General features: G+C 70.1%; 19 protein-coding genes and 1 pseudogene. 13 read left to right on the top strand and 7 right to left on the bottom strand.

Annotated elements, in window-relative coordinates; translation table 11 throughout:
• The first annotated feature begins 557 nt into the window (after window positions 1-557).
• Window positions 558-3,269 (top strand): helicase associated domain-containing protein, encoded by a 2,712-nt coding sequence (locus ACZ5DC_RS24890; RefSeq protein WP_468656086.1) that lies wholly within the window; start codon window positions 558-560, stop codon window positions 3,267-3,269.
• Window positions 3,270-3,424: 155 nt separating this feature from the next.
• Here ACZ5DC_RS24890 and ACZ5DC_RS24885 read toward each other — a convergent pair whose 3' ends face one another.
• Window positions 3,425-3,934: a transglycosylase SLT domain-containing protein gene (locus tag ACZ5DC_RS24885; protein WP_468656084.1), complete on the bottom strand. Its 510-nt coding sequence runs from the start codon at window positions 3,932-3,934 to the stop codon at window positions 3,425-3,427.
• 1,053 nt (window positions 3,935-4,987) lie between these two features.
• Window positions 4,988-5,362 (bottom strand): alpha/beta fold hydrolase, encoded by a 375-nt coding sequence (locus ACZ5DC_RS24880; RefSeq protein ID WP_468656083.1) that lies wholly within the window; start codon window positions 5,360-5,362, stop codon window positions 4,988-4,990.
• 76 nt (window positions 5,363-5,438) lie between these two features.
• On the opposite strand from ACZ5DC_RS24880, the pseudogene ACZ5DC_RS24875 reads away from it, so the two are divergent.
• A pseudogene (locus ACZ5DC_RS24875) lies at window positions 5,439-5,636 on the top strand (transposase); the annotation flags it as partial.
• A 78-nt stretch (window positions 5,637-5,714) separates the two neighbouring features.
• On the opposite strand, the gene ACZ5DC_RS24870 reads toward ACZ5DC_RS24875, so the two are convergent.
• From ACZ5DC_RS24870 to ACZ5DC_RS24855, 4 genes are all read right to left on the bottom strand, one after another.
• Window positions 5,715-6,380: a hypothetical protein gene (locus ACZ5DC_RS24870; protein WP_468656081.1), complete on the bottom strand. Its 666-nt coding sequence runs from the start codon at window positions 6,378-6,380 to the stop codon at window positions 5,715-5,717.
• Between the two features lie 601 nt (window positions 6,381-6,981).
• A complete protein-coding gene (locus ACZ5DC_RS24865; protein WP_468656079.1) occupies window positions 6,982-7,158 on the bottom strand; it encodes a hypothetical protein in 177 nt (58 codons plus the stop codon).
• A gap of 346 nt (window positions 7,159-7,504) precedes the next feature.
• Window positions 7,505-7,978 carry a hypothetical protein gene (locus tag ACZ5DC_RS24860; RefSeq protein WP_468656077.1) on the bottom strand — a complete coding sequence of 158 codons (474 nt, stop codon included), beginning with the start codon at window positions 7,976-7,978 and terminating at the stop codon, window positions 7,505-7,507.
• 265 nt (window positions 7,979-8,243) lie between these two features.
• On the bottom strand, window positions 8,244-8,816 hold the full coding sequence (locus tag ACZ5DC_RS24855) for a hypothetical protein (protein WP_468656075.1): 573 nt from the start codon (window positions 8,814-8,816) through the stop codon (window positions 8,244-8,246).
• A gap of 1,538 nt (window positions 8,817-10,354) precedes the next feature.
• Between ACZ5DC_RS24855 and ACZ5DC_RS24850 the strand changes: the two genes are divergently transcribed.
• From ACZ5DC_RS24850 to ACZ5DC_RS24825, 6 genes are all read left to right on the top strand, one after another.
• Window positions 10,355-10,879, top strand: coding sequence for a hypothetical protein (locus ACZ5DC_RS24850; protein ID WP_468656073.1), 525 nt, complete (start codon window positions 10,355-10,357; stop codon window positions 10,877-10,879).
• A 1,251-nt stretch (window positions 10,880-12,130) separates the two neighbouring features.
• Window positions 12,131-13,891 carry a sensor histidine kinase gene (locus ACZ5DC_RS24845; RefSeq protein ID WP_468656071.1) on the top strand — a complete coding sequence of 587 codons (1,761 nt, stop codon included), beginning with the start codon at window positions 12,131-12,133 and terminating at the stop codon, window positions 13,889-13,891.
• A gap of 126 nt (window positions 13,892-14,017) precedes the next feature.
• Window positions 14,018-14,437, top strand: coding sequence for a roadblock/LC7 domain-containing protein (locus ACZ5DC_RS24840; protein WP_366755714.1), 420 nt, complete (start codon window positions 14,018-14,020; stop codon window positions 14,435-14,437).
• Window positions 14,434-14,790, top strand: coding sequence for a DUF742 domain-containing protein (locus tag ACZ5DC_RS24835; protein WP_468656068.1), 357 nt, complete (start codon window positions 14,434-14,436; stop codon window positions 14,788-14,790). Before ACZ5DC_RS24840 ends, ACZ5DC_RS24835 begins: the two co-directional genes overlap by 4 nt.
• Entirely contained in the window at window positions 14,771-15,388 is a 618-nt protein-coding gene (locus ACZ5DC_RS24830; RefSeq protein ID WP_468656066.1) for a GTP-binding protein, read from the top strand. Before ACZ5DC_RS24835 ends, ACZ5DC_RS24830 begins: the two co-directional genes overlap by 20 nt.
• Before the next feature lie 23 nt (window positions 15,389-15,411).
• Window positions 15,412-16,650, top strand: coding sequence for a cytochrome P450 (locus ACZ5DC_RS24825; RefSeq protein WP_468656116.1), 1,239 nt, complete (start codon window positions 15,412-15,414; stop codon window positions 16,648-16,650).
• Between the two features lie 55 nt (window positions 16,651-16,705).
• Here the strand turns inward: ACZ5DC_RS24825 and ACZ5DC_RS24820 are convergent, their stop codons facing one another.
• Entirely contained in the window at window positions 16,706-17,932 is a 1,227-nt protein-coding gene (locus ACZ5DC_RS24820; protein WP_468656064.1) for a cytochrome P450, read from the bottom strand.
• Between the two features lie 489 nt (window positions 17,933-18,421).
• Here ACZ5DC_RS24820 and ACZ5DC_RS24815 point away from each other — a divergent pair, with 489 nt between their 5' ends.
• The 5 genes from ACZ5DC_RS24815 to ACZ5DC_RS24795 all read left to right on the top strand — a co-directional run bounded on the left by ACZ5DC_RS24815 (window position 18,422) and on the right by ACZ5DC_RS24795 (window position 24,236).
• Window positions 18,422-19,195: a trypsin-like serine peptidase gene (locus tag ACZ5DC_RS24815; RefSeq protein WP_468656062.1), complete on the top strand. Its 774-nt coding sequence runs from the start codon at window positions 18,422-18,424 to the stop codon at window positions 19,193-19,195.
• Window positions 19,195-19,470 (top strand): hypothetical protein, encoded by a 276-nt coding sequence (locus ACZ5DC_RS24810; protein ID WP_468656060.1) that lies wholly within the window; start codon window positions 19,195-19,197, stop codon window positions 19,468-19,470. Before ACZ5DC_RS24815 ends, ACZ5DC_RS24810 begins: the two co-directional genes overlap by 1 nt.
• 755 nt (window positions 19,471-20,225) lie before the next feature.
• Window positions 20,226-21,209 carry an ABC transporter permease gene (locus ACZ5DC_RS24805; protein ID WP_468656058.1) on the top strand — a complete coding sequence of 328 codons (984 nt, stop codon included), beginning with the start codon at window positions 20,226-20,228 and terminating at the stop codon, window positions 21,207-21,209.
• A gap of 1 nt (window position 21,210) precedes the next feature.
• A complete protein-coding gene (locus tag ACZ5DC_RS24800) occupies window positions 21,211-22,143 on the top strand; it encodes an ABC transporter permease (protein ID WP_468656056.1) in 933 nt (310 codons plus the stop codon).
• Complete coding sequence (locus tag ACZ5DC_RS24795) at window positions 22,140-24,236, top strand: dipeptide ABC transporter ATP-binding protein (RefSeq protein ID WP_468656054.1); 2,097 nt, start codon at window positions 22,140-22,142, stop codon at window positions 24,234-24,236. The genes ACZ5DC_RS24800 and ACZ5DC_RS24795 overlap by 4 nt, the downstream gene beginning before the upstream one ends.
• The last annotated feature ends 37 nt before the right edge of the window (window positions 24,237-24,273 follow it).

Raw genomic sequence — 24,273 nt, 5'->3', positions numbered from 1 at the left:
GCGCGCGCTTCGCTCCGCGAAGGCGACGCGCCGCCGCTACGCGGCGGATTCCGCGCAAGCGCGGAATAAGCCCGGAACTCCGTTCCGGGCTCGACCGCTGACGCGGTCGAGGGGGATCCGGCTCCGCCGGATCCCCGCCCGGTGCCGGGCCGCTCCGCGCCCCGCCCCCGGGCGGACAGCGTGCGCTCCGCGCCCGCCGAAGGCGGCAGTAGTGAGCGGGTGGGGTGCCAACGTCGGTTGTAGAACCGCAGACTGACGGAGCATCACTCCGCTCGCCCCTGCCCGGGGCCCGAACCCCCAACTCGGGGACCGGCAAGCAGGAGACTACCGCCCCCGATACTCCGCACGACAACAGAACCGTCAATCTGACGAACCTTCCCCAACCGTAATGCGTCATGACGCACCATCGGGATAGAGTCTGGGCTCAGCACGCACCCTCTCTCCCGGATCCACCCTCACCACATGCACAGAAAATACCGGCCCGTCAGTTCCACTCATTTCATCGGAAAATCACCACTCGTCACCTCTGAACAGCCGAACAGAAAGCGGATCTCTGAATGTCCCCCATTGAATTGCGACCACATCAGGCGGAAGCCGTGGACGCCGTGGTGAATTACCTTCAGGACCCGCCCGGTGGACGCACTCCCCCGGAGGGACTGCGGACGCAGGTAATCGCCGCTACTGGATCGGGCAAGACGCTGATTGCCGTGGAATCCGCGCGGCGTCTTTCCGCGCGGCGCGTGCTGGTCCTGGTCCCGACGCGGGACCTGCTGACCCAGATGGCCGGCACATGGCGCCGAGGCGGCCGGCGGGGCGCCATGGTCGGGGTGTGCGACTTGCGGCCCGAGGAGAGTGACGGCATCCCGTGCACCACCGACCCGGATGAGCTCCTGTCATGGGTGCAGGGCCTGGAGCAGGTGACCGTGTTCGCGACCTATGCGGCGGTGGGGCTGGGCAAGGTCCAGCGGGCGCACGAGGCGGGGTTGCCGGTGTGGGACCTCATGATCGTGGACGAGGCGCACAGGACGAGTGGTGACGGGTTGAAGCCGTGGGCGGCGGTGCACCATCAGGGGCGGATTCCTGCGGTGCGGCGGCTGTACATGACCGCGACGCCGCGCGTGTGGGTGGCCGAAGGGGAGCAGCCGCGGTTGGTGGCGTCGATGGACCGGGACTCGCCGGTGTTCGGGCCGGTGGCGTATGAGCTGAAGCTGTCGGAGGCGGTCCGGCGGGGGATCGTGGCGCCGTATCAGGTGGTGTGCGTGGACATCCGGGACCCCGGCCTGTACGCCGCTCTGGCCGAGGAGGCCGCGGGGTCGGACCGGGTGCGTGGGGCGCGGCTCGCGGCCCTTCAGACCGGGTTGCTGACGGCTGCGGCGCGGGAGCGGCTGCGGCGCATTCTGACGTTTCACAGCCGGATCTCGGAGGCGGAGGCCATGGCCCGGGGTGTTCCGTTGGTGGCGGCCCGGCTCGCCGAGGACGACCCGGAGCTGTTTCCTGCGGCGGAGCGGGTCTGGGCGGACTGGCTGCACGGGGACCACACCCCGGGATACCGGCGTGTCGTGCTGGATGAGTTCGCGTCTGATTTCATCGGTGGTGCCCGGTCGGATATTCGTGCGGCGGTGCGTGTTCTCAGTTCTGTGAAAGTGCTGGGGGAAGGCGTTGATACGGCACGGTGTGATGCGGTTGCTTTCTGCGATGCGCGAGGGTCCATGGTCGACATCGTGCAAATGGTCGGGCGTGCGCTGCGGATGAATCCGGGTGAGGGGAAACTCGCTTCACTTGTGGTGCCGGTATTCCTCGGACCGGATGAGGATGCCGATGACCTTTTGACGTCGGATGCCTACGGGACCCTGGCGAAGGTACTCGGGGCGCTCCGGGCACACGACGCGGACACGATCGAGGCGCTGGCCGATCCACGGCAGCGCAGCGGACGCCGGACCGGCAATGAGGACGCCCAAGTGCCGTTGTCGGAGGCGGTGTTGGGCGGCCGGGACGACGCGGGCCAGGCCCAGGACGGTGAGGACCAGGGCGTCGAGGACCAGGGCCAGGATCCGGGCCAGGATCAGGGTGCCGAGGGCCAGGACGAGGACGGCCACGACGAGGACGGGGACGGTGAGGACGGGGACGGTGAGGGCGCCGGGGATGACCTGTGGGTGAGCCAGGCAGCGGCGGGCCTGCTCCGCTTCAGCACCCCGCGCGATGCCGCGTTGGTGGCGCAGTTCGTGCGCCTGCGGGTGATCGATCCGGAGAAGGCGTATTGGCGGCGCGGGATCGCGGCGGCCACCCGGTGGCACCGCGAGAGGGGCGGCGGGCAACTACGGGTGCCGTACGACTACGTGATGGGCGAGAACAGGACCGACACCGAGACCGCGAACGAGGCCGAGGCCGAGAGCGGGGGCGACGGCGGCGAGGGAGGGGGCGGGTCTCGCGGCGCCGCCGCCGGGTTCCCGCTGGGGCGGTGGCTGGCCGATCAACGCCGCTACTACGGTGCGGGGAGCCTGGAAGCCTCCCGCGTCACGCAGCTCGAAGCGCTGGGCATGGTGTGGTCCCACTACGACGTCGCCTGGGAGGAAGGTCTCACGGTCGCACGAGCCTGGGCCGCCGCACACGGACACTTCCTGCCCCCGGTCAACGCGGTCGGAGACGGCGGGCACCCGATCGGGGTATGGGCCAAGAACAGGCGTGCGGAGGCCCGCAGGACCTGGGAGAACGCCGAACGGCGCACGGCTGGTGACACCGTGCCCGTGGGCGCTGGGGAGCTGCCGGAAAGCCGTCTGGCGGCACTGGAGGGCATCGATCCGGGATGGTGCCCGCTGGGGTGGAGCGTGGCATGGCAGCGCTGCTTCACCCTCGCGCGCGCCCACGTACAGGCCGGGGGCGCGCTCCCCGAGACGGCCGATGGACTCGTCGTGCAGGGCGAAGACCTCGGGGCATGGGCCGTCGCGCAGCGGCACGGGTGGGACAAGCTGACCCCCGCCCAGCAGTGGCTCCTCAGGAGCACGCTCGCCCTGGAACCCGCCGGCCCCGCAGCCCGGCCGGCCAAGCTCACCGCAGACGGCAAGTGGGCGCTCAACCTGCGCGCCGCCCGGCAGTACCACGCCCGCGAGGGACACCTGCGCCCGGGGCGCAAGCACGTCGAGCGCGTGGACGTCGATGGGGAAGCGGTCGATATCAAGCTCGGGTTGTTCCTGGACAACACCCGGCGGCGGGCCGACAAACTCACCCCCGAACGACACGCCGAACTCGACCAGATCGGCATGCGCTGGTAACCCCGGGAGTTCCACGGCGAATGGGACCGTGTCGGGTGATCCGGCTCACGCTGGTTGTCACCTTGGCAGGCGGGTTGTCACCTGTCGGGGAGGCTGCTGCTTGACGCTCACGTCGAGCAGCAGCGTGTAGCTGGGCGAAGTTTCGCTGCGATGGCTCAGTAGGCGGAGTTGACGTTGTCGATGGAGCCGTAGCGGTGGGCGGCGTAGTTGGCGGCGGCGGTGATGTTGGCGACCGGGTCGGTGGAGCTGTTGGCGGTGCCGGCGACGTGGAATGCCTTGAATGTGGGGTCGATGACCTGGAGCAGGCCCTTGGAGGGGATGCCGTTCTTGGCGTTGACGTCGTAGTTGTTCTGGGCGTTGGGGTTGCCGCTGGACTCGCGCATGATGTTGCGGTGCAGGCCCTCGTAGGTGCCCGGGATGCCCTTGGCCTTCATGATGGCCAGGGACTGCTTGATCCAGCCGTCGAGGTTGTTCGCGGCGCCCTTGGCGCCGGCGGGGTCGGCGGTCTTGGAGGCGATGGCGGGGGCGGCCTTGGGGGCCTCGGCGGCGTGGGCGGTGGCCGGCGTCAGCGTCAGGGCCGCGGCCGCGGCGCCGGTGGTGAGCAGGCCGGTGACGGCCAGGTTGCGCAGGCGGGCGAGGCGGGAGGCAGCGGTGATCGCGGTCATGGGGGTCTCCTACGGGACGTCTTTGAGGCGCCGGCCGGATCGTCCGGTCGCGGCCTGTCGGGCGTCGGGGCGAGGCCCCGCACAGCGCGGCGAGCAAGGGCGGTCCCGGCGGTCCCGCCCGGCCCGGCCCGCTGCTTGCGGCGACGACAGACATGGTTAGCGACCGTGAGAACGGGAAGCAAGACTGTGACCTACTACCCAAGGGCGTAGAAAATGCCCTAATTCGGTCATTTAGTGGCTTTCTTGTGCGTCAGACGGTGTGCGGCCCTACGAACCCGCTTAAGACGTGACCTGCCTCTCGTGGGTGGCGTCACGCGCAGAGCCCGAAAAACAGGCCCCCGACCGGGCCTGCTCCACCCGGAAAAAAGGGGGGCAGCGTGCAGCCCGCACACGCGTACACGTGATCACTCCAGCCCTCACCAGAGACGACCGCAGGACGCTAGTACGGGCCCGGCAGGCCCACCGACAAAAGCCCGCCTACCCCCCAGCCCCGGCCCCGGCCCCGGCCCCGGCCGGCAAACCGAACACCGCCACGACGAGCAAACCGGACCACCCCCGCACAGACCACACACCGCCCGCCACACACGCCACCCACGCCCCAGACACCACACGCCAGCCACCCCACACAACCACACCAACCAAGACAACCCACACCACACAGCAAGCCTGGCTCTCGGGGACGGTGCGCTGGAGCTGCTGGTCGGGCATGCGGTGCCTCCGGGACCAGCCGAAGAGCCGGACGGGCATGAGGAGGTAGCGCAGCGCCTGGTCGTCGCTGCCGTGACCGCGCAGGACGGCGGGCTTGGTGGGGGAGCTGAAGCCGAACTGGACGGACTCGGCTGTCAGGGCGCGCAGGCGAAGGCGATGGTCAGCTCGCCGCCGGTGAGGCTAGTGTCGACGTTGTCGACGGCCTGGGCGTCGTCGGTGCCGCCTTCCAGGATGGAAGGGTGCTGTCGGAGGTGAAGGTCAGCTTGATCGGGGCGTCCTTCTTGGTGGAGACCAGAGCGACACGCTGGGCGGCGGCATTGAGGGCGGCGGTCTGTGAGGTGCCTCTTAGCTGTCTTGTCCTGTTGAGCAGCGCATCGGGTCCCCCTGCGGGCCCGGATGCGGGAGAGTTTCGAGGAAGGCGGCCAGGAGGGCGTTGAACTCGGTCGGTCGCCCCATGTTGGGGAAGTGAGCGGTGTTACCCACGGACACCGCGCGGCCGTCGGGTACCGCGTGGACCAGACGCTCGGCCATCGCAAGGTGGTCGCTGGCGTCGAGGGCACCGTTTATCGCCAGGACAGGAACGTCGATGGACGCTGCACGCCGCCAGGTCTGCGGAACCGGTACGCGATGGTCCGGTTCGCCGGCCGTGTGCTTGGAGATCGTCCGGGACGCCATCGCGCGCAGGCGGTTGGCAACGTACGCATCGACATCGCCGAGCAACGGTGCGGGCCTGCCGCGAAGCGCACGTGCCCGTTCAGCCAGCCCTCGATGTCGCCGGCTGCCAGTGCACGACCTCCACGGTCCCAAACTGGGCAAGGTGCGCTGGGTCGTCGAGCGTACATTCGCCTGGCTGCACCAGCTCAGACGACTCCGCATCCGCTACGAGCGAGGCACCGACCTCCACCAAGGTCTCCTCACACCCGCCTGCAGCATCATCTGCCTTCGACGGCTTCGGGCGGCATCCTGGAGCATTCTGAGACGATCAGTAAGCTGATGCCGAATTCCCGAGAACGGCCCTCGGTGCCCGACGCGACGGCCTGGCACCGCGGGCCGTTCCCGGTACGAGTGGACGTTAGGACCGCAGGGCGGGCGCGGTGGCGGGCGTACGGCGTGCCGCGCTGCGGTAGGTGGCGATGCCCACCGCGAGCAGCCAGTAGCTCAGCAGCGCGCCCATCAAAGCCGTGCTGCCCCAGCCGTTCGCCGCATAGAAGTGCGCGGGCGTATTGCCGAAGAACAGGGACGGCACGAACGCCAGGTTCACCCCGGCGAGGACGTAGGCAAAGCGACCGGTCCAGCGGGGCAGCAGGTGCGCGCGGGTGACTCCGTAGCCAACCGCGGTCAAGAACAGCGCGAGCATCAAGCGGCCGATGGAACCGTAGAGGATGTACGTGCCGCTGACGGTGACGGTCGGGTCGATCGGGTGGTCGGCGGCGATGACCGCGCCGGCCTCCAGCCCGCTGGAGACCAGGGTGACCGTCGCGTAGACCAGTCCGGTGGCGAAGGCCACCGTGCCGACCCATTCGTGGGCGGGGTTCACCTGCTTGAACAGCTCGCGGAAGCCCGTGACGAACAGGATCAGACCGGCCAGCGCGACGATGCCGATCAGCAGCCGCGTCAGCACGTTGGCCTCCGGCGGCGGCCCTGAGTAGATGAAGTACAGGGGCACTTCGACGATGAAGCAGACCGCCGCCGCGATGCCGGCCAGTCCCGTGAGGCGCCTGGCGAGGATGTCGTTCATGTGGACCCCCGAAGTGTGTGTGGCCGGTGTCGAGTTCGGCGTCCGCGTGGCGCCGACGAGGAGAACTCTCCCGCGTCCGGCGCGCCGCGCCGCTGGGCCTGAACACCCAACCGGGGGTGGTCCTACGGCCACCGTTGGACAGTGCCCTACGGCGACGATGTCACAGCCCGGCGTGACCGGCCAGCCACTCCAGGGCCCTGACCACGCTGTTCAGGACCGACAGGTGCCCGTCGCCCGGGCGTAGCCCGAGGCTCGAGCCCGGAGCGCGCCCGGCCGGCCAACGGGCGTGAGTGCTCGGTGCGATGCGGTCCCGGCCGCCGTGGAGCAGGAGCAGCGGGCAGGTGACGGTGCGGGGGCATGCCCCCCGAGGGGCGGACGTAGGCCAGGCCGTCGTCGATCAGCGCGCCGGGTGACACGACGGATCTGCCGGGCAGAGCAGTGGAACCGCCGTAGCCGGAGCGGTCGTAGGAGAACCGGCGGATGCCGAGCCGCCGCCACGCGGGCAGCAACGGTGCGGGCGGGCTGCCCACATCGGGGGTGCCGTGGTGCGGCTCCCGACGCCGCTCAGGCCGGTACGCGTATGCCCGACAGGTCCTTGATCCTACGGCGGGCGCCAGAACACCGTCAGACGGGTCGCGCCGTCATCCGCCCCGGTGTCGCGGACGAGCAGCGCCTCGACCAGGGCAGCCGGCAGCGGGGTACGGCACCCGGTGGACTGGTTGATGTCCCAGGCGTGCTTGGTGAGTTCGTAGCTCGCCGGCACTGCCGCCTTGTGCATGCGGGCCGGATCCCGGAGGAGGTCGAGGACGGTGGCTCGCAGACGGTGCACAGCTCGTGGCGGGCCGCCGGCATGCAGCCGGGCTGCGGCGGAGGTCCGGGCGGCAGGCCGATGAGGAGTTCGCGGGTCGCGGCAGTCTCACCCGCCCAGCAGGATGTGGCCGACAGGGGGTGTGTGTCCGCTGCGGCGGTCACCGGGCTTCTCCGCCGGCCCGGACCCGTTTCCCCCATCCGGGCCGGCCGGTTCCCCATCGCAGGGCGAGGCCTTCGACGAGAGCCAGGCCATGGCCGGTCCCCTCGTCGTCCGCAGGGCGCGGCACTCCAGTCCGCGCAAAGCGGGCGGGACGTCAGCGCCGGTGCGAGCCCTGCAGCACGCGTGCGCCTGCCCTGCTGCCCGCCGGGGCGGGACGGAACCTGTGACTGAAGTCCAGGGCGATGTCCAGGGCGAGGAAGTTCTGTCCGCTGTCCGTGCGAGCGCGCAGCAGGATGCGCAGCTCGGCCACCGGAACCGCTTCGGGGAGCCGGAGATGCCACGTCTGCTGCCACGGTCCGGCAGCCGGCCTGAGGTCGCCCGAGAGCCGTGCGCCCAGGCTCTCGAGCAGGTCGCGCAGTGCGTAGTTCCTCTCGAGCATCTTCACCGGCCCGTACTTCATGATCACGTTGCAGGTGACCCGGGTCAGGTCGACGGGCTCTTTGAGGCGGCCGTTCATCTCCCAGCAGGCCCGGTGCCCCAGCCAGGGCAGCGCCGGGGTCAGCCTGACGGCGAGGCCGTCCAGGACGTAGGTGTCGTCGCTCACGTCTTCCACCAGACGGATGCTCATCTCACTCCTCACCCGTTCGCGGGCCGGGAAAGCGCGCCCGGCAGACAGCCGCAGGCAGCGGACTGAGAACACACCGGCGGACACAAAACCGCAGGTGGAACGGCCAGGGAAGACGAGGGGCGGCCGTGCGGACACCGGCTGCCGCTCCCCCGGCATCACAAACCGGCAGGGCCGCAGGGGGGTGACCGCCACGCACATGGGTCAAAATGGGACCCCGGCCCGATTCCGGCGGGCCGGGGCTCCACAGTGAGCGGTCGGCCGCGGCCTAGTACTCGTCGTGGTGACGCTTGGTCACCCGGAAGCTGGCCACCACACCCTTTTCGATGTCGATGCCCTCGGTGCAGCCTGGCTCCACGCCGTAGCTGGAGCTGCGCGGGCCGACGGTGGCGATGGGAGCACCGTTGTCGCAGACGGCCCCGCGGAAGACCTCGACGGTCTTGCGGCTTTCGTTGCGGACGTTGAAAGTCTTCGCGCCCAGACCGCTGACCACCGTGATGCAGTCACCCGGACGGGTGGAGTACGACCGCTCGTTGATCTGGATACGGCCCTCGTCCTCGCGCCCCTCGTTGTCCTCGTCCTTGTCGTTGCCCCGGCCCTTGTTGCCCCGGCCCTCGTTGTCCTTGCCGTTGTTGCCCTCGTTGCCCTCGTTGCCCTTGCTGTTGCCGCCCTCGTTGCCCTTGCCGTTGCTGTTGCCGTTGCCACCGGTCACGGCGGCAACGGCGGCCGGGGCCTCCTGGGCCACCGAAGCGGAAGCGGCCGAGGCGTAGGTGATGCCGGTCGCGGCCAGGGCGGCGGCAGCCGACACCGCGGCGGTGACCACGGTCGTACGGAGCTTCATCTCACGATCTCCTGTCGCACAGAGAGACACCGGCCCGTCAGCCGGCTCGTGAACGAACTTACCCACAACCGACATGACAGGCATATCGGAAGATGAGGGATTCAGCTCCGAACAGGGTATTCTCGGACCTTTCAGGATCTGCTGACAGAGCATCACATCGGCTACTGAAAAAGCAGATTGACATATTATTAGGCCTTTCAGGTGACATCCTGATATCTCCTCACTCCCGAAACCACGGCGCGTCGCTGCGAACCCAACGAACCCAGCCGTGCTAGACGAGGCCACACCCGCGCCCGGCGACACGCCCCACAACCCGGCAGCAGACCACAGACCACCCCGGACACACCCAGCCTCCGACACCATCCACAAACGGACGAACCACGACAGCCACCCAACAGCCGACGGATCCATGAACCGGCACCCGGATTCGGCGCCAGGCTGCCCCCAGCGACAACAGTGGTCCAGTAAGGGTCGACAGGGCCCAGCCGCACGTCCTGATCGTCTTCGGCTGCCTCGCTGACCTGCCCCTCACAGCCTGGAGGAAGAGCACCTTCCCAGCGAGACCCTCCCTCACGACATCGACGCGGACACCCAGAGGAGCCCCCACCACCACGCAACCCCACCAGCCCCAGCGACTGCCCGGGCCCGACCGGCGGCACACGGCCCAGCGCGCGGCGAGACGGCCCAGCACACGGCCGGAAGGCCCGTGCGGGAACGGCGCGGCCCAGGGTCCGGCCCGATGCGCGGAGGGCCGGACGGCGGGCGGCGGTGGCCGCCGGAGGCAACCGCGAGGAAGGTGGAGGGCGGCGGTCAGGTGCCGCGCGGGCGGAACAACCGGGCCCGGCGGAGAGCCTCCGGACAGCCAGGTGCCGGCGTGGCGCGGTGGGCGGGACAGCGGACCACCGACGAGCGGCCAGAGGCCGGGCGCAGGCGGCCAAGGGCACGGGCGGAGCCACCGTGGCCCGGCTGCGGCCGGTCGGCCGGCGCCGCCCGCCGACGCCGGGGAACGCGGGACGTACGGCAACCGCGCGGGGCGAGAGCGCGCGGTACGGACGGGCGTCGGGCGCAGGCCGGGGCGAGACGGCGCGCGGCGGGGCCCGCAGAGCATGACGGCCACGGGTTGTCCCGTAAGTGGGCGGGGTGAGCAACAGCCCCACGGCGACGGCATCGCCTCACGTGGCTGATCTCTGAAGGGTTTCTCGCCACTCCCCCATGACATCGCGGAACTCGTCCAGAGCAGGATCGCGGCTACCGCCGGGTGGATGCGTAGGCAGGGGACCGGCTTGCCCGGGGCGGTACGTGGGCGCAGTACCAGGCCCGTGCTGCGTGAGGGGTGCCATGCGACGAGGCGCTTTACGACCGCCATGCCCGAACACCTCCAGCGGACATCGCCCGGAAGTTCTTCGGCAAGCGGTAGCCGGGCTGCGAAGGGTTCTCCGCGTCGCCCCCGAGCGTCGCCGTGGCGGGTGGACCGGTGGCCGGCGCGCACGATCGGCTGCCGTTTGGGCAGTCGGCCTGGCGCCCGTAGATTTGGCCCATTGACCAAGCAAGGGGGAGGCGATCCCGTGGCAAGGGCGATGGCAGAAAAGGTCGAACTGAGGCTCAACGAACAGAAGTTGCCTGAAGAGCGGGTGCTCTACGGGGTACTTGCCTTCCGAGTCGGCGGGGTCCGCACGACGATGATCGGTGGCGCGGCCGGTCTCGCCGGGGCGACCGGTGCAGCCACGATGGCCGTGATCACCTCGCGCGGACAGGCGGCGACGCCGGATGTGCCGCTCCAACTGCCCGGCCGGATCATCATCGCGCTGACCGACCAGCGGCTGCTCGTCTTTTCCGTCGGCGGGGTCATAGTGGGCAAACCCGGCAAGGTACTGTATTCCTTCGCGCTCGATCAAGTCGCCTGGGTCAGTGAGCCGGAACTGATCCCCGGCGCTGCGCAGACGCTTCGCGTGCAGATCGGCATAGCCGAGGTGGGTGTTTTGGCCTTCGAGTACCCGAGGCTGCAAGTGAACGAGGGGCGCAACATGATCAAGCGCCTGGTCCGGGAGCTGCCGCAGGCTTGAAGTGGGGCAGCGTACGATTCGGCGGTCTCGCGCTGCCACACCCCGGTGACCACCCGACCAGACCACAACCAGCGCGGAAGGGGGGCCAGCGACCGCTGGTTCAGCGGTCAGCCTGTGCGGCGCGGGCCTGCCGGCCGCGGAAGCGAGAGCCGGCACGTGTTCACCCCTGACGGCGCCTGCCGGCTCAACCTCCAGGAGGGCTGGTGGCGCAACCCGCCAGGCGACATCCCAGCTCAACACCCGAGCGCGCCCCTGGATATAAGGCAGACCTGCCCCACCCACCAGGCGCATACGCCGCCGATATGTGTACTGACAGCGGCTTACCCCACCACAACCTGCGCTGACCAACCCCTGCAACACACCACCCCAGAACGTCACCACTTTCCGTTATGGCACAGTCGCGGGCCAGGCGGCCGGGCAACGGATCCGGGCGAAGCGGTCGCTCCGCAGGAGGAAAGGCACCTCTCATTCCTCCTTCGCCGGGCAGCGGATTGCCAGTACGCTCGCGGACCAGCTGAAGCTGGATGAGGCGGGGACCGCTGCCCGTGGGACCGCGTCCGGTTCCCGCCACGCGCGCTCACATGACCGCCCAGGTGACTCACCTGCTCACTTGAGGGAAGTCACCCGGCTGTAGCAACCGCTATGCCAGCAGTGTGAGTTGACTGTGGCCCCCTGCACTCGTTCCGGCGGGGTTGCGCGGTGCCGGCACCGCGCGGTTCAGGGCCGACCCCACGCGCGTCCCCACCACCCCGTCCGCTGCCCTTGACATGGTCCGTGCCATCACCGCGGGCCCGGACAGCTACGGGGCTGCGTCAAGCGGCGCCCGTATGAGAGCGACCCGGCCGCCTGGCCTTCCTCTCGCGATCGGTGACCACGACACCGAGGCACTGGTGATGACGGGCAGGCGGACTGCGATTGGCCGAATCTGTACACTCGAAACTTTCACAAACCGGCGCACGACGTGCCGGGCCGAACACCGAGTCCATGAATGTCCGCCTTCGCACCGTCGCAGGACGGCGCCGCGAGCGGCGAACCTGCTGCCACACACATGTGTGGTGATACTTGTTCCGCGACGAAGTGGATTCCTGGCCAGCCGCACGCATCGCCTGGGTATTTTCACCTCGTCCGGTGGCTAGCATGAACGGCGACTCGCACCCGGAAGGGACACCGGCCTTCAGCTGCCCATCCGCGGTATCGGCGATGCTCACTGTTCACACTACCCCCCGCATGCACGGACCAAGGGACCGCGGAATGTCAATGTCAGCTCGCGCGCGTCAGCGCCGAAGCGCGAAAGGGGCGGCGTCCGCCTCGCCGTTCGCACCGGCCGCGACCCTGTTCCTCACTGCCGCGGGCGCCGCTGCCGTGGCAGCCCTCGCTCCCGCGGAAGGCCGGCGCTGGGTGGTGGGCACGGTGGTCGTCGCCTGGGTGTGCATCGCCGTGGTGGTCGGCCGGGCCTCGGCCCTGCTGCGCCGGGCTCAGCGGCGCGCCGCCGCGCAGGTGGGCGAACTGGAGTCGGCCAGGAGCGCATGGGGGCACCAGGTCGGCGAGACCTCCCGGCTCGTCGACGTGATCCTGCCGGACGTCACCCGGCAGGTGCGCGACGGCGGCGACGCCGAGCAGGTGCTGTCGGCCGTCGCCGTTCCTTCCGATCCGCACCTGCAGCGGTTGCTGCGTATGGTCGCCGGCGAGCTGTCCGCGTCGGCCGAACGCGCCCGTGAGGCCGAGGCTGAGGCCGAAGGCGTACGCGAACGGCTCGAGCGGGGCACGGCCGAGCTGAGGCGTCTGACCGAGGAAACGCTCCCCGCCGCCGTCGCCCTGCTGCGGGAGGGCGCCTCCGCCGACACCGTGCTCGCCCGGTTCGACTGGCCGCAGGACTCCCTGCTGCGGTCGTCGGCCGAACGGTTCGTACGCGAACTGGCCTACAGCGAGCGGCGTTCCGCCGCCGCGCAGGCCGCGTCCGCCAAGGCGCTCAGCCGGGTCCAGGCCAAGACCGTCAGCATGCTCGCCGATCTGCGTGAGATGCAGGAACGCCATGGCGAGGAGGTCTTCGGCGACCTGCTGCGCCTGGACCACAGCACCTCGCAGCTCGGTTTGATGACCGACCGGCTCGCCCTGCTGATGGGCGGCCGCTCCAGCCGCGTGTGGAACAAGCCCATCGTCATGGAGAGCGTCCTGCGGGGCGCCGTCGGCCGGATCGACGCCTACCGGCGGGTGCGCCTCCACTCCTCCAGCGGGGCCGCGATCAGCGGCTTCGCAGCGGAGGGAGTCATGCACCTGTTGGCCGAACTCATGGACAACGCGGCGAACTTCTCGCCTCCTGTCGACGAGGTCCACGTCTACGTGGAGGAACGCAGCGCCGGTATCGTGGTCACCATCGAGGACAGCGGCCTGAAGATGTCCGACGCGGCCATGCGACGGGCGGTGGAGTCCGTGTCCGGCCGCGTCACCGACCTCGCCTCGCTGCAAGGCACCCGGCTCGGTCTGAGCGTGGTGGGGCGGCTCGCCGTCAAGTACGGCATCAGCGTCAGCTACCGGCCCTCCTCGCGCGGTGGCACGGGTGTCGTCGTCCTGATCCCGCCGCAGCTGATCGCCCAGCGGCACGAGCCCGTCACGGCCGAGCGACCGCGGCAGGCCGTGTCGGCCCCCCGGACGCCCTCGGACAAGCCCCGGGCGGTGCGGCCGTCACCGGCCGCGCCGCTCTCCACGGCCGCGGCCACACCCACGGCGGCAGCCACGCCGACGCCCACGCCCACGCCCACGCCCACGCCGGCCGAGTCCGCCGGGCGGAGTGGGGCCACCACCAATGGACTGCCGATCCGGTCCCCGGGCCGTGCCATGGCCGAGGCGGAGCGCACCCGGCACAAGCCGGCCGCTCAGAAGCCCGCCGACCCGGGCGAGTCCGGACCCGCCCTCGACGCGGGAACCCGGTTCGGCGCCTTCCACCTCGGCCGGCGACGGGCCGGCGGCACCCCGGCCGACGGGGACGCGCACGGCGCCGCTCCCGAGGCCTGAGACCGGCCCCTTCCCCGGCAGGACGCAACAGCCCTTCACACCGACACCGAACCGCCGCACTTCGCTGGATTGGAGGCACGGGGGCGGGTGGTGACCTCACCGGTCCCCCTCCGCCCCCCACCCATCATGGAGACCACCGACAACAGCCTGACCTGGCTCCTGAAGAACCTGCTGGAACGCACGCCGGGCACACGCCATGCGCTCGTGCTGTCCCGCGACGGTCTGAAACTGTGCTGGACGGAACACATGACCGTCGACCAGGCCGACCAGTTGGCGGCCATCTGTTCCGGCATGCAGGCGCTGTCCCAGGGCGCCTCCGTGGAGTTCGGCGACGGATCGGGCGGCGTCCGGCACTCGATGACCGCTTTCCACGGCGGCCTTCTGTTCATCGTGGAGGCGGGCGAGGGCGCGCACCTCGCGGTCGTCGCGCAGGAGAGCGCCGACCCGGGCGTCGTGGGCCACCAGATGACCGAGATGGTCGAACAGATCGGCGACCACCTGCGGGCCGAGCCTCGTCAGCCCGTCGACCGGGGCGCCCCGGCGTGATACGCAAGCCCGTGGACCTCGGCGACCCCGACCGGCTGTACATGGTCACGGGGGGCCGCAGCGAAGCCGATTCGTCCCTCGACCTGGTGACGCTGATCGTCAGCGAGTGCGAGCCCACCACCGGCATGCAGTCGGAGCACGTCCGCATCCTCGAGCTGTGCCGGCATCCCACCGCGGTGGTGGAGATCGCGGCCGAACTGAGACTCCCCATCACCGTGGTGCGCATCCTGCTCGGCGACCTGTGCGCCCTGGGCAAGGTCAGCGCCCGTCACCCGCGTGCGGCCGCGTCCGTCGCGGGCCTTCCAGAAACCGCCCTGCTCCAGGAGGTGCTTCATGGGCTCCGCAACCTCTGAGCTGCCCTCCCAGCGCACACCGCTGTCCGAAGCGGCCGAGACCGGTCTGAAGATCGTCGTCGTGGGCGGCTTCGGAGTCGGCAAGACCACTCTCGTGCGCTCGGTCAGCGAGATCCGGCCCCTGAACACCGAGGAGGTGATGACCCAGGCGGGACAGGGCATCGACGAGACGACGGGGGTGGAACGCAAGACCACCACGACCGTCGCCTTCGACTTCGGCCGCATCAGCCTCAACGAGCGCATGGTGCTCTACCTGTTCGGCGCGCCCGGCCAGGAGCGCTTCTGGTTCCTCTGGGACCGCCTGTTCTCCGGCACCCTCGGCGCGGTCGTCCTCGTCGACACCCGCCGGATGGAGGACTGCTGGTACGCCATAGACCGGCTCGAGCACCACGGCACGCCGTTCGTGGTGGCGGTCAACCGCTTCGACGGCGACGCGAAACGGTTCACTCTCGACGAGGTCCGTCAGGCACTCGCCCTGGGCGAGCACGTACCCGTGATCGATTGCGACGCCCGCGTCCGGGCGTCGGGCAAGGAGGTCCTCATCGCTCTGGTGGACCACCTGTACACACGTGCACTGGCCAAGGAGAGCACCGCGTGAGCGACACGACCGGTTTCCCGTCCATGGACGCCCCTCCCCGGGGCTGCCCCGCGCACGGCTCCGCCGTGCCCCTGGCCGGACTGGAGTACCAGCAGACGCCTGCGCAGCTCTACCGTTCCCTGCGCAGGGAGCACGGAGCGGTCGCGCCGGTGCTGCTCGACGGCGACATCCCGGCCTGGCTGGTGCTCGGTTACCCCGAGGTCTGCTATGTGACGGCTCATGACGAGCTGTTCGCCCGGGACTCGCGCCGCTGGAACCAGTGGGAGCACATCCCACCGGACTGGCCGTTGCTGCCGTACGTCGGCTACCAGCCGTCGGTGCTCTTCACCGAGGGCGCCGAGCACCAGCGCCGGGCGGGCGTGATCACCGAGGCCCTGGAGGGGGTGGACCAGTTCGAGCTGGCGCGCGAGTGCCAACTGATCGCCGCGCGGCTGGTCTCCTCCTTCTCCGGCAGCGGCCGGGCGGAGCTGATGAGCATGTACGCGCACGCGCTGCCCGCCCGCGGCGTGCTGTGGATGTGCGGCATGCCGGTGGGTGACACGGACACCGACCGCCTCGTCGACGACCTGCGCATCTCCCTGGACGCCCGGGAGGGCGACGACCCGGTGGCCGCGTACACCCGTGTCGGCGAGCGCATCATGCGGCTGGTGAAGGAGAAGCGGGAGCGTCCCGGCCCGGACGTCACCTCCCGCATGATTCTCCATCCCGCGGGTCTCAGCGACGAGGAGATCGTGCAGGATCTGATCTCCGTCATCGCCGCCGCACAGCAGCCGACCGCGAACTGGATCTGCAACACCCTGCGTCTGCTGCTGACCGACGAGCGTTTCGCGGTCAACGTCTCCGGCGGCCGGGTCAGCGTCGGGGAGGCGCTGAACGAGGTTCTGTGGCTGGACACACCGACGCAGAACTTCATCGGCCGCTGGGCCGTGCGCGACACACAACTGGGCGGGCGCCACATCCGGGAAGGCGACTGCCTCGTGCTCGGCCTGGCAGCGGCCAACACCGACCCGCAGATCTGGCCGGACCCGCACGCGGGCACCGGCAACTCAGCGCACCTCTCCTTCAGCAACGGCGAGCACCGCTGTCCGTATCCCGCGCCGCTGCTGGCGGACGTCATGGCGCGCACGGCGGTGGAGACCCTGCTCGAACACCTTCCCGACCTGGTGCTGGCGGTGGACCCCGGAGAACTGACCTGGCGCCCCTCGATCTGGATGCGTGGCCTGGAGTCGCTGCCGGTCGAGTTCACCCCGTCCGTGAGCTAGGGGGTCGCGACCCCCCGCGCACCGGGCGGGTCCGGGCGCGGAGGGAACCGGTCCGTCAGGCCGTGACCGGCGTGAAGCGCACCGGCAGTGTCTTCGGGCCTCGGGTGAACACCCCGTGCTCGACGAGCCCGTGTCCGTCCGCGAGTCGCACGTCGGGCATGGCGTCCAGCAACTGGTTCAGTCCCACCTCGACCTCCGCCTTGGCCAGGAGCGCTCCCACGCAGAAGTGCCGGCCCAGGGCGAAGGCGAGGTGGTCGGCGGCGGCTGAGAAGGCGGAGGTCGTCGTGAGGTCGTCGCGGAAGATGTCGAACCGGTCCGGGTCCCGGTAGCGCCGCTCGTCCCGGTTCGCGGCGCCGATGAGACAGGTGACCGTCGCGCCCGCCGGGATGGTGCCACCGGTGACCTCCACCTCGGTCGCCGACTGCCGCATGATCATCTGGACCGGCGGTGTGTAGCGGAGGGTCTCCGCGAAGGCGGCGGGTATCAGGCTGCGGTCCGCACGGACGGCCGCGAGCTGGTCGGGATGGCTCAGGAGATTCGCCAGGATGCCGGCTATCGCCTTGTCGGTGGTCTCGCCCCCGGCCGCGAGCAGCAGGCTGCAGAAGGCCTTGATGTCCTCGTCGCTCATGCGCACCCCGTCCACCTCCGCGGCGCACAGGCCGGACAGCAGGTCGTCCCCCGGAGTGTCGCGCCGTTCCCGGATGATCGGGAGCATGTACTCGGCGAACTCCACGCGGGTGCGCTCACCGGCGGCGGCGACCTCGGGGTCGCCCGAGAGGTTGCCGAGGAAGGCGATGACGGCCGTGTACCAACCGTGGAACCGGGCGTGGTCGGCCTTGCTCAGGCCCAGCATGTCCGCGATGACGTTGACCGGGAAACGGGTCGCGTAGTCGTTGACGATGTCGGCGGAGCCGGTGTGGCGGAAGGCGTCGATGAGTTCGCGCGAGTTGCGCTCGATGACCGGCAGGAACTTCTGCTGGAGGTCGCTGCCGCGGAACGCGGGGGCGACGAGGGCTCTGCGTACGGCGTGCTCACGGCCGCTGAGCTGGAGGATCGTCTTGCCGTGGACGGGTTCGAGCTGCCAGTCGTAGTTGTCGGTGGTGAACTCGGCCTTCTTGTCCTTGAAGACGCGTTCGACGTCCTCGTAGCGGGAGATGATGTAACTCTTGGTGGCCTCGTGCCAGAGCAGGGGTTCTTTCTCCCGCATCACCGCGTAGGCCGGGTAGGGGTTCGCGGCGAACTCGGGCGACAGGATGTCCGGGAGGTGGCGGGCAGCGGACACGGAACTCCTCAAGTCAGATGCGTGACCGTCACCGCAAGGTTATGGATCTTTCCCTCGATCAAACAGCCCTGGGCGCCCATGAGTTGTACCGCAAGTGACCGTCCTCCGATGAGCGCCGGCGCGCGAGGTGGGTCACGCCTGCCGGGCCGCCGGGTCGGAGGGCCACCGGGTCGGCGGGTCCCCCGTCGTCCTCGCCGTCCGGTACGGGGCGGGGCCGGGCGAGTCCTGCCACCTCGGCGAGCCGGTGCCCGACCGGATGCCGAAGGCGGCGTCCTCAGAGCCAGCCCCGTCGCGCCGCTTGGACCCCGGCCTGAAAACGGGTCGTGGCGCCCAGTCCGGCCAGCAGGGCGGAGACGCGGCGGACGACGGTGCGGCGCCCCACGCCCAGGTGTCTGGCGATCGCGTCGTCGGTGGCGCCGCCACGGCCCGGACATTCTTCCGTCCGTCTGAACGGCCCGTCCCGAGGAAGGGAAGACATTGCTCATCGGCATGCCCTCACGACGTGCGCTCACCACGGTCATCGGCCTGCTCGCGCTGGTGGCCGCACTGCTCGTGACGGCGTCCCCGGCCCGCGCCGACGCCGCCCCGTTCGAGCTCCGCCCGCTGGTACCGGCCGGTGCCGGCTATCAGGACAGGCTCAGGGCGGAGGTGGCCTACTGGACGCTGGGGAAGATGGCCGACGCCGGCCTGAACAACGAGGACGCGGACGCCACCCCGCCTCCCGGCGGCTGGGACGATCTCGGCAAGCCGTGGCCGCGGGGACAAGGGCTGGTCTCGCGCACCGGCGGCAAGCTGTTCATGGAGTACACGGACGTGGACACAGGGGCCGTCTCGACGTCCTCGTGTTCCGGCAACGTGGTCACCAGCGCGAACCGCAGCGTCGTGCTGACCGCTGCCCACTGCCTGCGCGTCCACACCCCGCTCGACATAGGCTTCGGGAACGTCGTCGCCACCAACATGGTTTTCGTACCGGCCTTCGACGGGACGAACCTCCCGCTCGCCCCCTCCGCCACACGTGTTTCCGGCAGGGACATCGCCCCGTACGGGGGTCTGGGGGGTGACCCGTCGATGGATCACCCACACCTGGAGCCAGAGCGCCGACTGGCTGCTGGGACGGGACATGGCCGCCAAGAGGTCGCCTTCAGCCAGCCGCAGAACCGGACCGCCCACATCTTCGGCTATCCGACCATCAACGAGCGCAACTACTACCGCCCCGGCAACGTGCCCGCCCCCCCTCCAGCGGACCTGACGGCCGGAACCTGATGGCCACCCAGGGAACGGCCCGTAACGACCCGGTCTACTACAACGACGCGATGGCCGGCGCGCAGTCGCCCGGTTGCAGCGGCGGCGCCCTGCTGCAGAACTTCGACCCTGCCACCGGCGCGGGCGTCCAGGTCGGAGTCTTCTCCCGCTACGACGACCCCTCCAGGATCATCGGCCTGCTCGGCTGGGTGCAGGGTCCCAACATGAGTGCCACCCACTTCGGCACCAAGGAGCAGGCGGTGTACGACGCCGCCCAGGCGGCGGGCACAGCGTAGCTGTCTCCTCCCCAGTCGCAGCGGCCGAGCCGAGGGTGAAGCTGTCCCGTCACGGGGTGCGGTGGGCACCTGAGGTGACCAGGCCGTCGGGTCAGCCAGTCGCGCGGTGCGCCTTGGCAGCCGCAGCGGCGGCACGAGTCGTCCGGTTCGACGACTTCACGTCAGTACCGCGCAGTCAGGGTCAAGTCACTGGCCGGTCACGACCAGCCCGCCAGGGCCTCGACGGCGGGCCGTTCAACCGTCGCGGTCCGCTGCCGGGGTACGGAGCGGGCGAGGCAGGGTCGACGCCGTTGGCGATGGCGATCTCCGCGTAACTGCCGTGAACCCCGGGGTCGGGAAGTGGCACCGGCGAGCGGCCGGCCCGCGCAGATCAGCGGTCGGGCGGGGTGCCGGCGTGGCAGCCGCACCGACCTGCCGGCCCACCGGTCCGGGCGCAGCACGGGCCGGCCGGACAGGACCCTGCGCCGGTTCCAGGGGCACACCTCCGGCCTTGTGACACCCGCATTGCGATCACGTGACAGGCTCCCGGGAGGACTGGCGCGGAGCATGATCACGGCCGAAGAATCACTGCTGGTCGGTGTGCTCGTCCGATGCACAGAGAACGACTGCCGCTCGCAGGTCCCTCACCGCTCCACCAGGGCGGCGTATCCCTCGCCCTCAGAAAGTGTCAGGCCCATGCCATATCCCGGCGCACTCTTGCCGGCTCCCCGCGCCGCCGCAACCCTCGAGATCCGCTCGCCCGGGGAGGCGGGCTCGTGATCCGCCATGTGACGCGCAAGGCCGCAGGATGGCTGGTCATGATCGTCGTAGCCACCAACGTGACGTATGTACTGGCCGCCTGGTTCCTCGACCCGAGGTCCAACTACCGGGGGTTGCGGCCGGTCCGCACCGAGGAGCAGATCGATCACGCGCTGGCGCCCTACAACCTGGATCCGCGGACCCCTCTGGCGGACCGGTGGTGGCACTGGTTCAGCGACGTGCTCCTGCACTTCGACTGGGGGAAGTCCCCTGTCGGGGCGTCGGTCGACTCGGAGATCGGTTTCCGGGTCGTGGTCAGCGCCCAGCTGGTCACCGCCGCGACGCTGCTGTCCGTGGTGGCGGGTGTGGCGCTGAGCGTGTTCACCGCCTCCCGGCAGTACGGGTGGTGGGACCGGACGACCCAGCTCGTCTCCGTGTTTCTCTTCAACGTCCCGGCGGCCGTCGCGGCGCTGGCGGTCGTCTTCGCCGGGATCTGGCTGAACCAGAAGCTCGGTTGGCGCGTCCTGTACGTCGCCGGGGAGAAGTCCCCGGGCGTCAGCGGACTGTGGCCGACGGTCGCCGACCGGTTCCAGCACCTCGTCCTGCCGACGCTGAGCCTGACCCTGCTCGGCTATGTCGGTTACCACCTGACCCAGCGCTCGCTGCTGCTGGACAACATCAACTCGGACTTCGTACGCACCGCCCGCGCCACCGGCCTGACACGTGCCCAGGCGATCCGTCGGCACGCGCTACGCGCCTCACTGATCCCGACGGCGACATCCGTGGCGTTCAGCATTCCGGCGATCTTCACCGGTGCGGTGATCACCGAGACCGTCTTCGGCTGGAACGGCATGGGCCAGTACTTCGTCCAGACCATCGCCAAGAACGACGTGCACGGTGCCGTCGCCGTCGCGGCTTTCGGGGCCGGCATGACGGCGATCGGCGCGATCCTGGCCGACGTGGCAGTCGTCGTCCTCGACCCCCGAGTGCGGGTGAGGTGACGTGGCGACCACGGTGACCTCCGTGCCCGAGCCGCTCGGTCCAGGCACGCCGAAACCAGGTCCGGCGGCCCGTGCCGGCGGCGGACGGCTGTATCTGCGGCGGTTCGCCCGCAACCGGCCGGCGCTGTTCGGAATCGTCCTTCTCGTGCTGCTGGTCCTCTTCAGCGTGTGCGGTGGTTGGCTCACGCGCTTCTCCTACACCGACGTGGACTTCACCGCACTCACCCAGCCCCCCGGCGGCACGCACTACTTCGGCACCAACCAAGGGGGCAACGACGTCTACGCCGAGGCCGTCCACGGTCTTCAGCGCTCCCTTGTGATCGCCGTCAGCGTCTCGGTACTGACGATCGTGCTCGCCGCGGTGATCGGCGCGGGCGCCGCGTACTTCGGGGGCCGCGTCGAAAGGCTGACGCTGGCCGTCATCCACTTCCTGCTCGTCGTGCCGTCGTTCCTGATCCTGGCCCTGGTCTCGCACCGCCTCGCCGGGGACTGGCGGGTGCTCATCCTGGTGCTGACCGTCTTCGGCTGGATGTCGACGGCGCGGGTCATCTGGTCCGTCTCCACCTCGCTGCGCGAGCGGGACTACGTGCTGGCCGCCGAGTTCATGGGCGTGCGGCCGTGGCGGATCATCCTGCGGCACATCATCCCCAACCTCGGTTCCCTGCTCATCGTCAACCTCACCCTGGGAGTCGTCACCACCGTGCTCAGTGAAACCGCCCTGTCGTTCCTGGGCTTCGGAGTGCAGACACCCGACGTCTCACTGGGCACGATGCTCGCCGACGGATCCGGCACGATCACCACCGCACCGTGGCTGTTCGGCTACCCGGCAGCACTGGTGGTGCTGCTGACCCTGTCGATGACGCTCGTCGGTGACGGCCTGCGCGACGCGTTCGACCCCAGCTCGGCCACCGGTGCGCGTGGAGGCCGGCGATGACCGTGGCGACCCCGGGGACGGACCCGCTGGCCGGATCCGCCGCGCCGGCACCGGTGCTGTCCGTTCGCGGCCTCAGCGTGGCCTTCCCCTCGGAGGCCGGTCCGGTACAGGCCGTGCGCGAAGTGAGCTTCGACGTGCTGCCCGGACGGACGCTCGGCATCGTCGGTGAGTCGGGGTCGGGCAAATCCGCGACGGTGATGGGCGTCATGGGGCTGCTGCCGGATGCCGCCCAGGTGTCGGGCAGAGTGCTGCTGGGCGGCCGTGACCTGGTCGGGCTCGGCGACCGTGAACTGTCCGCGGTGCGCGGCAACGACATCGGCATGGTCTTCCAGGATCCGCTGTCCGCCCTGACCCCGATCTTCTCCGTCGGCAGACAGTTGTCCGACGCGCTGCGCGTGCACCAGGACCTGACACGGCGGGCCGCGTGGAACCGCGCCGTCGAGCTGCTGGACCTCGTCGGCATCGCCGAGCCGCACCGCAACGCGCGTGCCTTCCCTCACGAGTTCTCCGGGGGCATGCGACAGCGCGTGGTGATCGCTCTGGCGATGGCGAACTCGCCGTCGGTCATCGTCGCCGACGAACCGACCACCGCTCTCGACGTCACGGTGCAGGCGCAGATCCTGGACGTGCTGCGGACCGCCCAGACCGAGACGGGCGCCGGCCTCGTACTGATCACTCATGACCTGGGGGTGGTGGCCGGGTACGCCGACGACGTGGCCGTGATGTACGCGGGCCGGATCGTGGAGCAGGCCGGCGCCGGCAAGCTGTTCGCGCGGCCGACCATGCCTTACACGATCGGACTCCTCGGCGCGGTACCGCGGCCCGAGGCACGGGCGCGCGGGCAACTGGTGCCGATCGGGGGCGAACCACCGTCGCTGGTGGGGCTCTCGGCAGGATGCTCCTTCGCGAACCGCTGTCCCGCCGCCGTGGACCGCTGCCACAGCCAGGAACCACCGCTGACCGTGGTACCCGGACACGGTCAGGTCGCCTGCTGGCGCGCCCATGACATAGCCGACGGGAACCCGGCTGCGAGTTCGCTGTTCTCACCGCCCGAAGCGGCCGTCGAAGAGCACCGCCCCGACCGGCGTGCCCCCGGTGAGACCGTGCTGCGGGTCGCCGAACTGGCCAGGACGTTCCCGATCACCAAGGGAGCGCTCCTCAAACGCCGCGTCGGCACGCTGCACGCCGTCAGCGACGTCAGCTTCGAGCTGCGGGCCGGTGAGACCCTCGGGCTCGTGGGCGAGTCCGGCAGCGGCAAGACCACCACCCTGCTGGAGATCATGCGTCTGAGGCCGCCCGAGCACGGCCTGATCGAGGTCGCGGGCACCGACGTCGCCGCACCACGCTCCGCCGAACGGACACAGCAACTGCGCCGCGCGGTACAGATGGTCATGCAGGACCCCATGGGATCACTCGATCCGCGGCTCCCCGTCTTCCGGCTGCTCGCGGAACCCCTCCAGGCCGTCGGCACGGACCGGGACGCCGTCCAGATCCGCGTGAAGGAACTTCTCTCCCTCGTCGGGCTGGACGTATCGCTGGCGGACCGTTTTCCAGCGGCTCTCTCGGGCGGCCAGCGCCAGCGCGTCGCGATCGCCCGGGCCCTGGCGACCGAACCGCGGATCGTGGTCCTGGACGAACCCGTGTCCGCCCTGGACGTGTCCGTCCAGGCCGACGTCGTCAACCTGCTCACGAAGCTTCAGCACGAACTGGGCCTGGCGTACCTGATCGTGGCTCACGACCTCGCGGTGATGCGACAGGTGTCCGACCGCATCGCCGTCATGTACCTGGGACACATCGTCGAGAGCGGTGACACCGAAGACCTCTTCACACACGCCCGGCACCCGTACACCGAAGCCCTTCTGTCGGCGATCCCGGTGCCCGATCCGCAGGTGGAACGCTCTCGCGAGCACATCGTGCTCAAGGGCGAGCAGCCCAGTGCATCGCGTCTCCCGCGAGGCTGCGTCTTCGCCGACCGCTGTCCGCTGTACCCGCTGCTCGACGACGGCACACAACAGCGCTGCCGCACCGAACGGCCCCTCCTGCGGCCGGCGGCATCCGGAACCGATCACCGCCACGCCTGCCACGCACGCTGACCGGCTCCTTTCGCTTCCGCAGCGATGCCGCGGCGCG

This window comes from Streptomyces sp. NPDC031445 (assembly GCF_055581365.1).
Note: the sequence above shows the minus strand (reverse complement) of the source record. Positions and strands in the feature narration are given on the sequence as shown.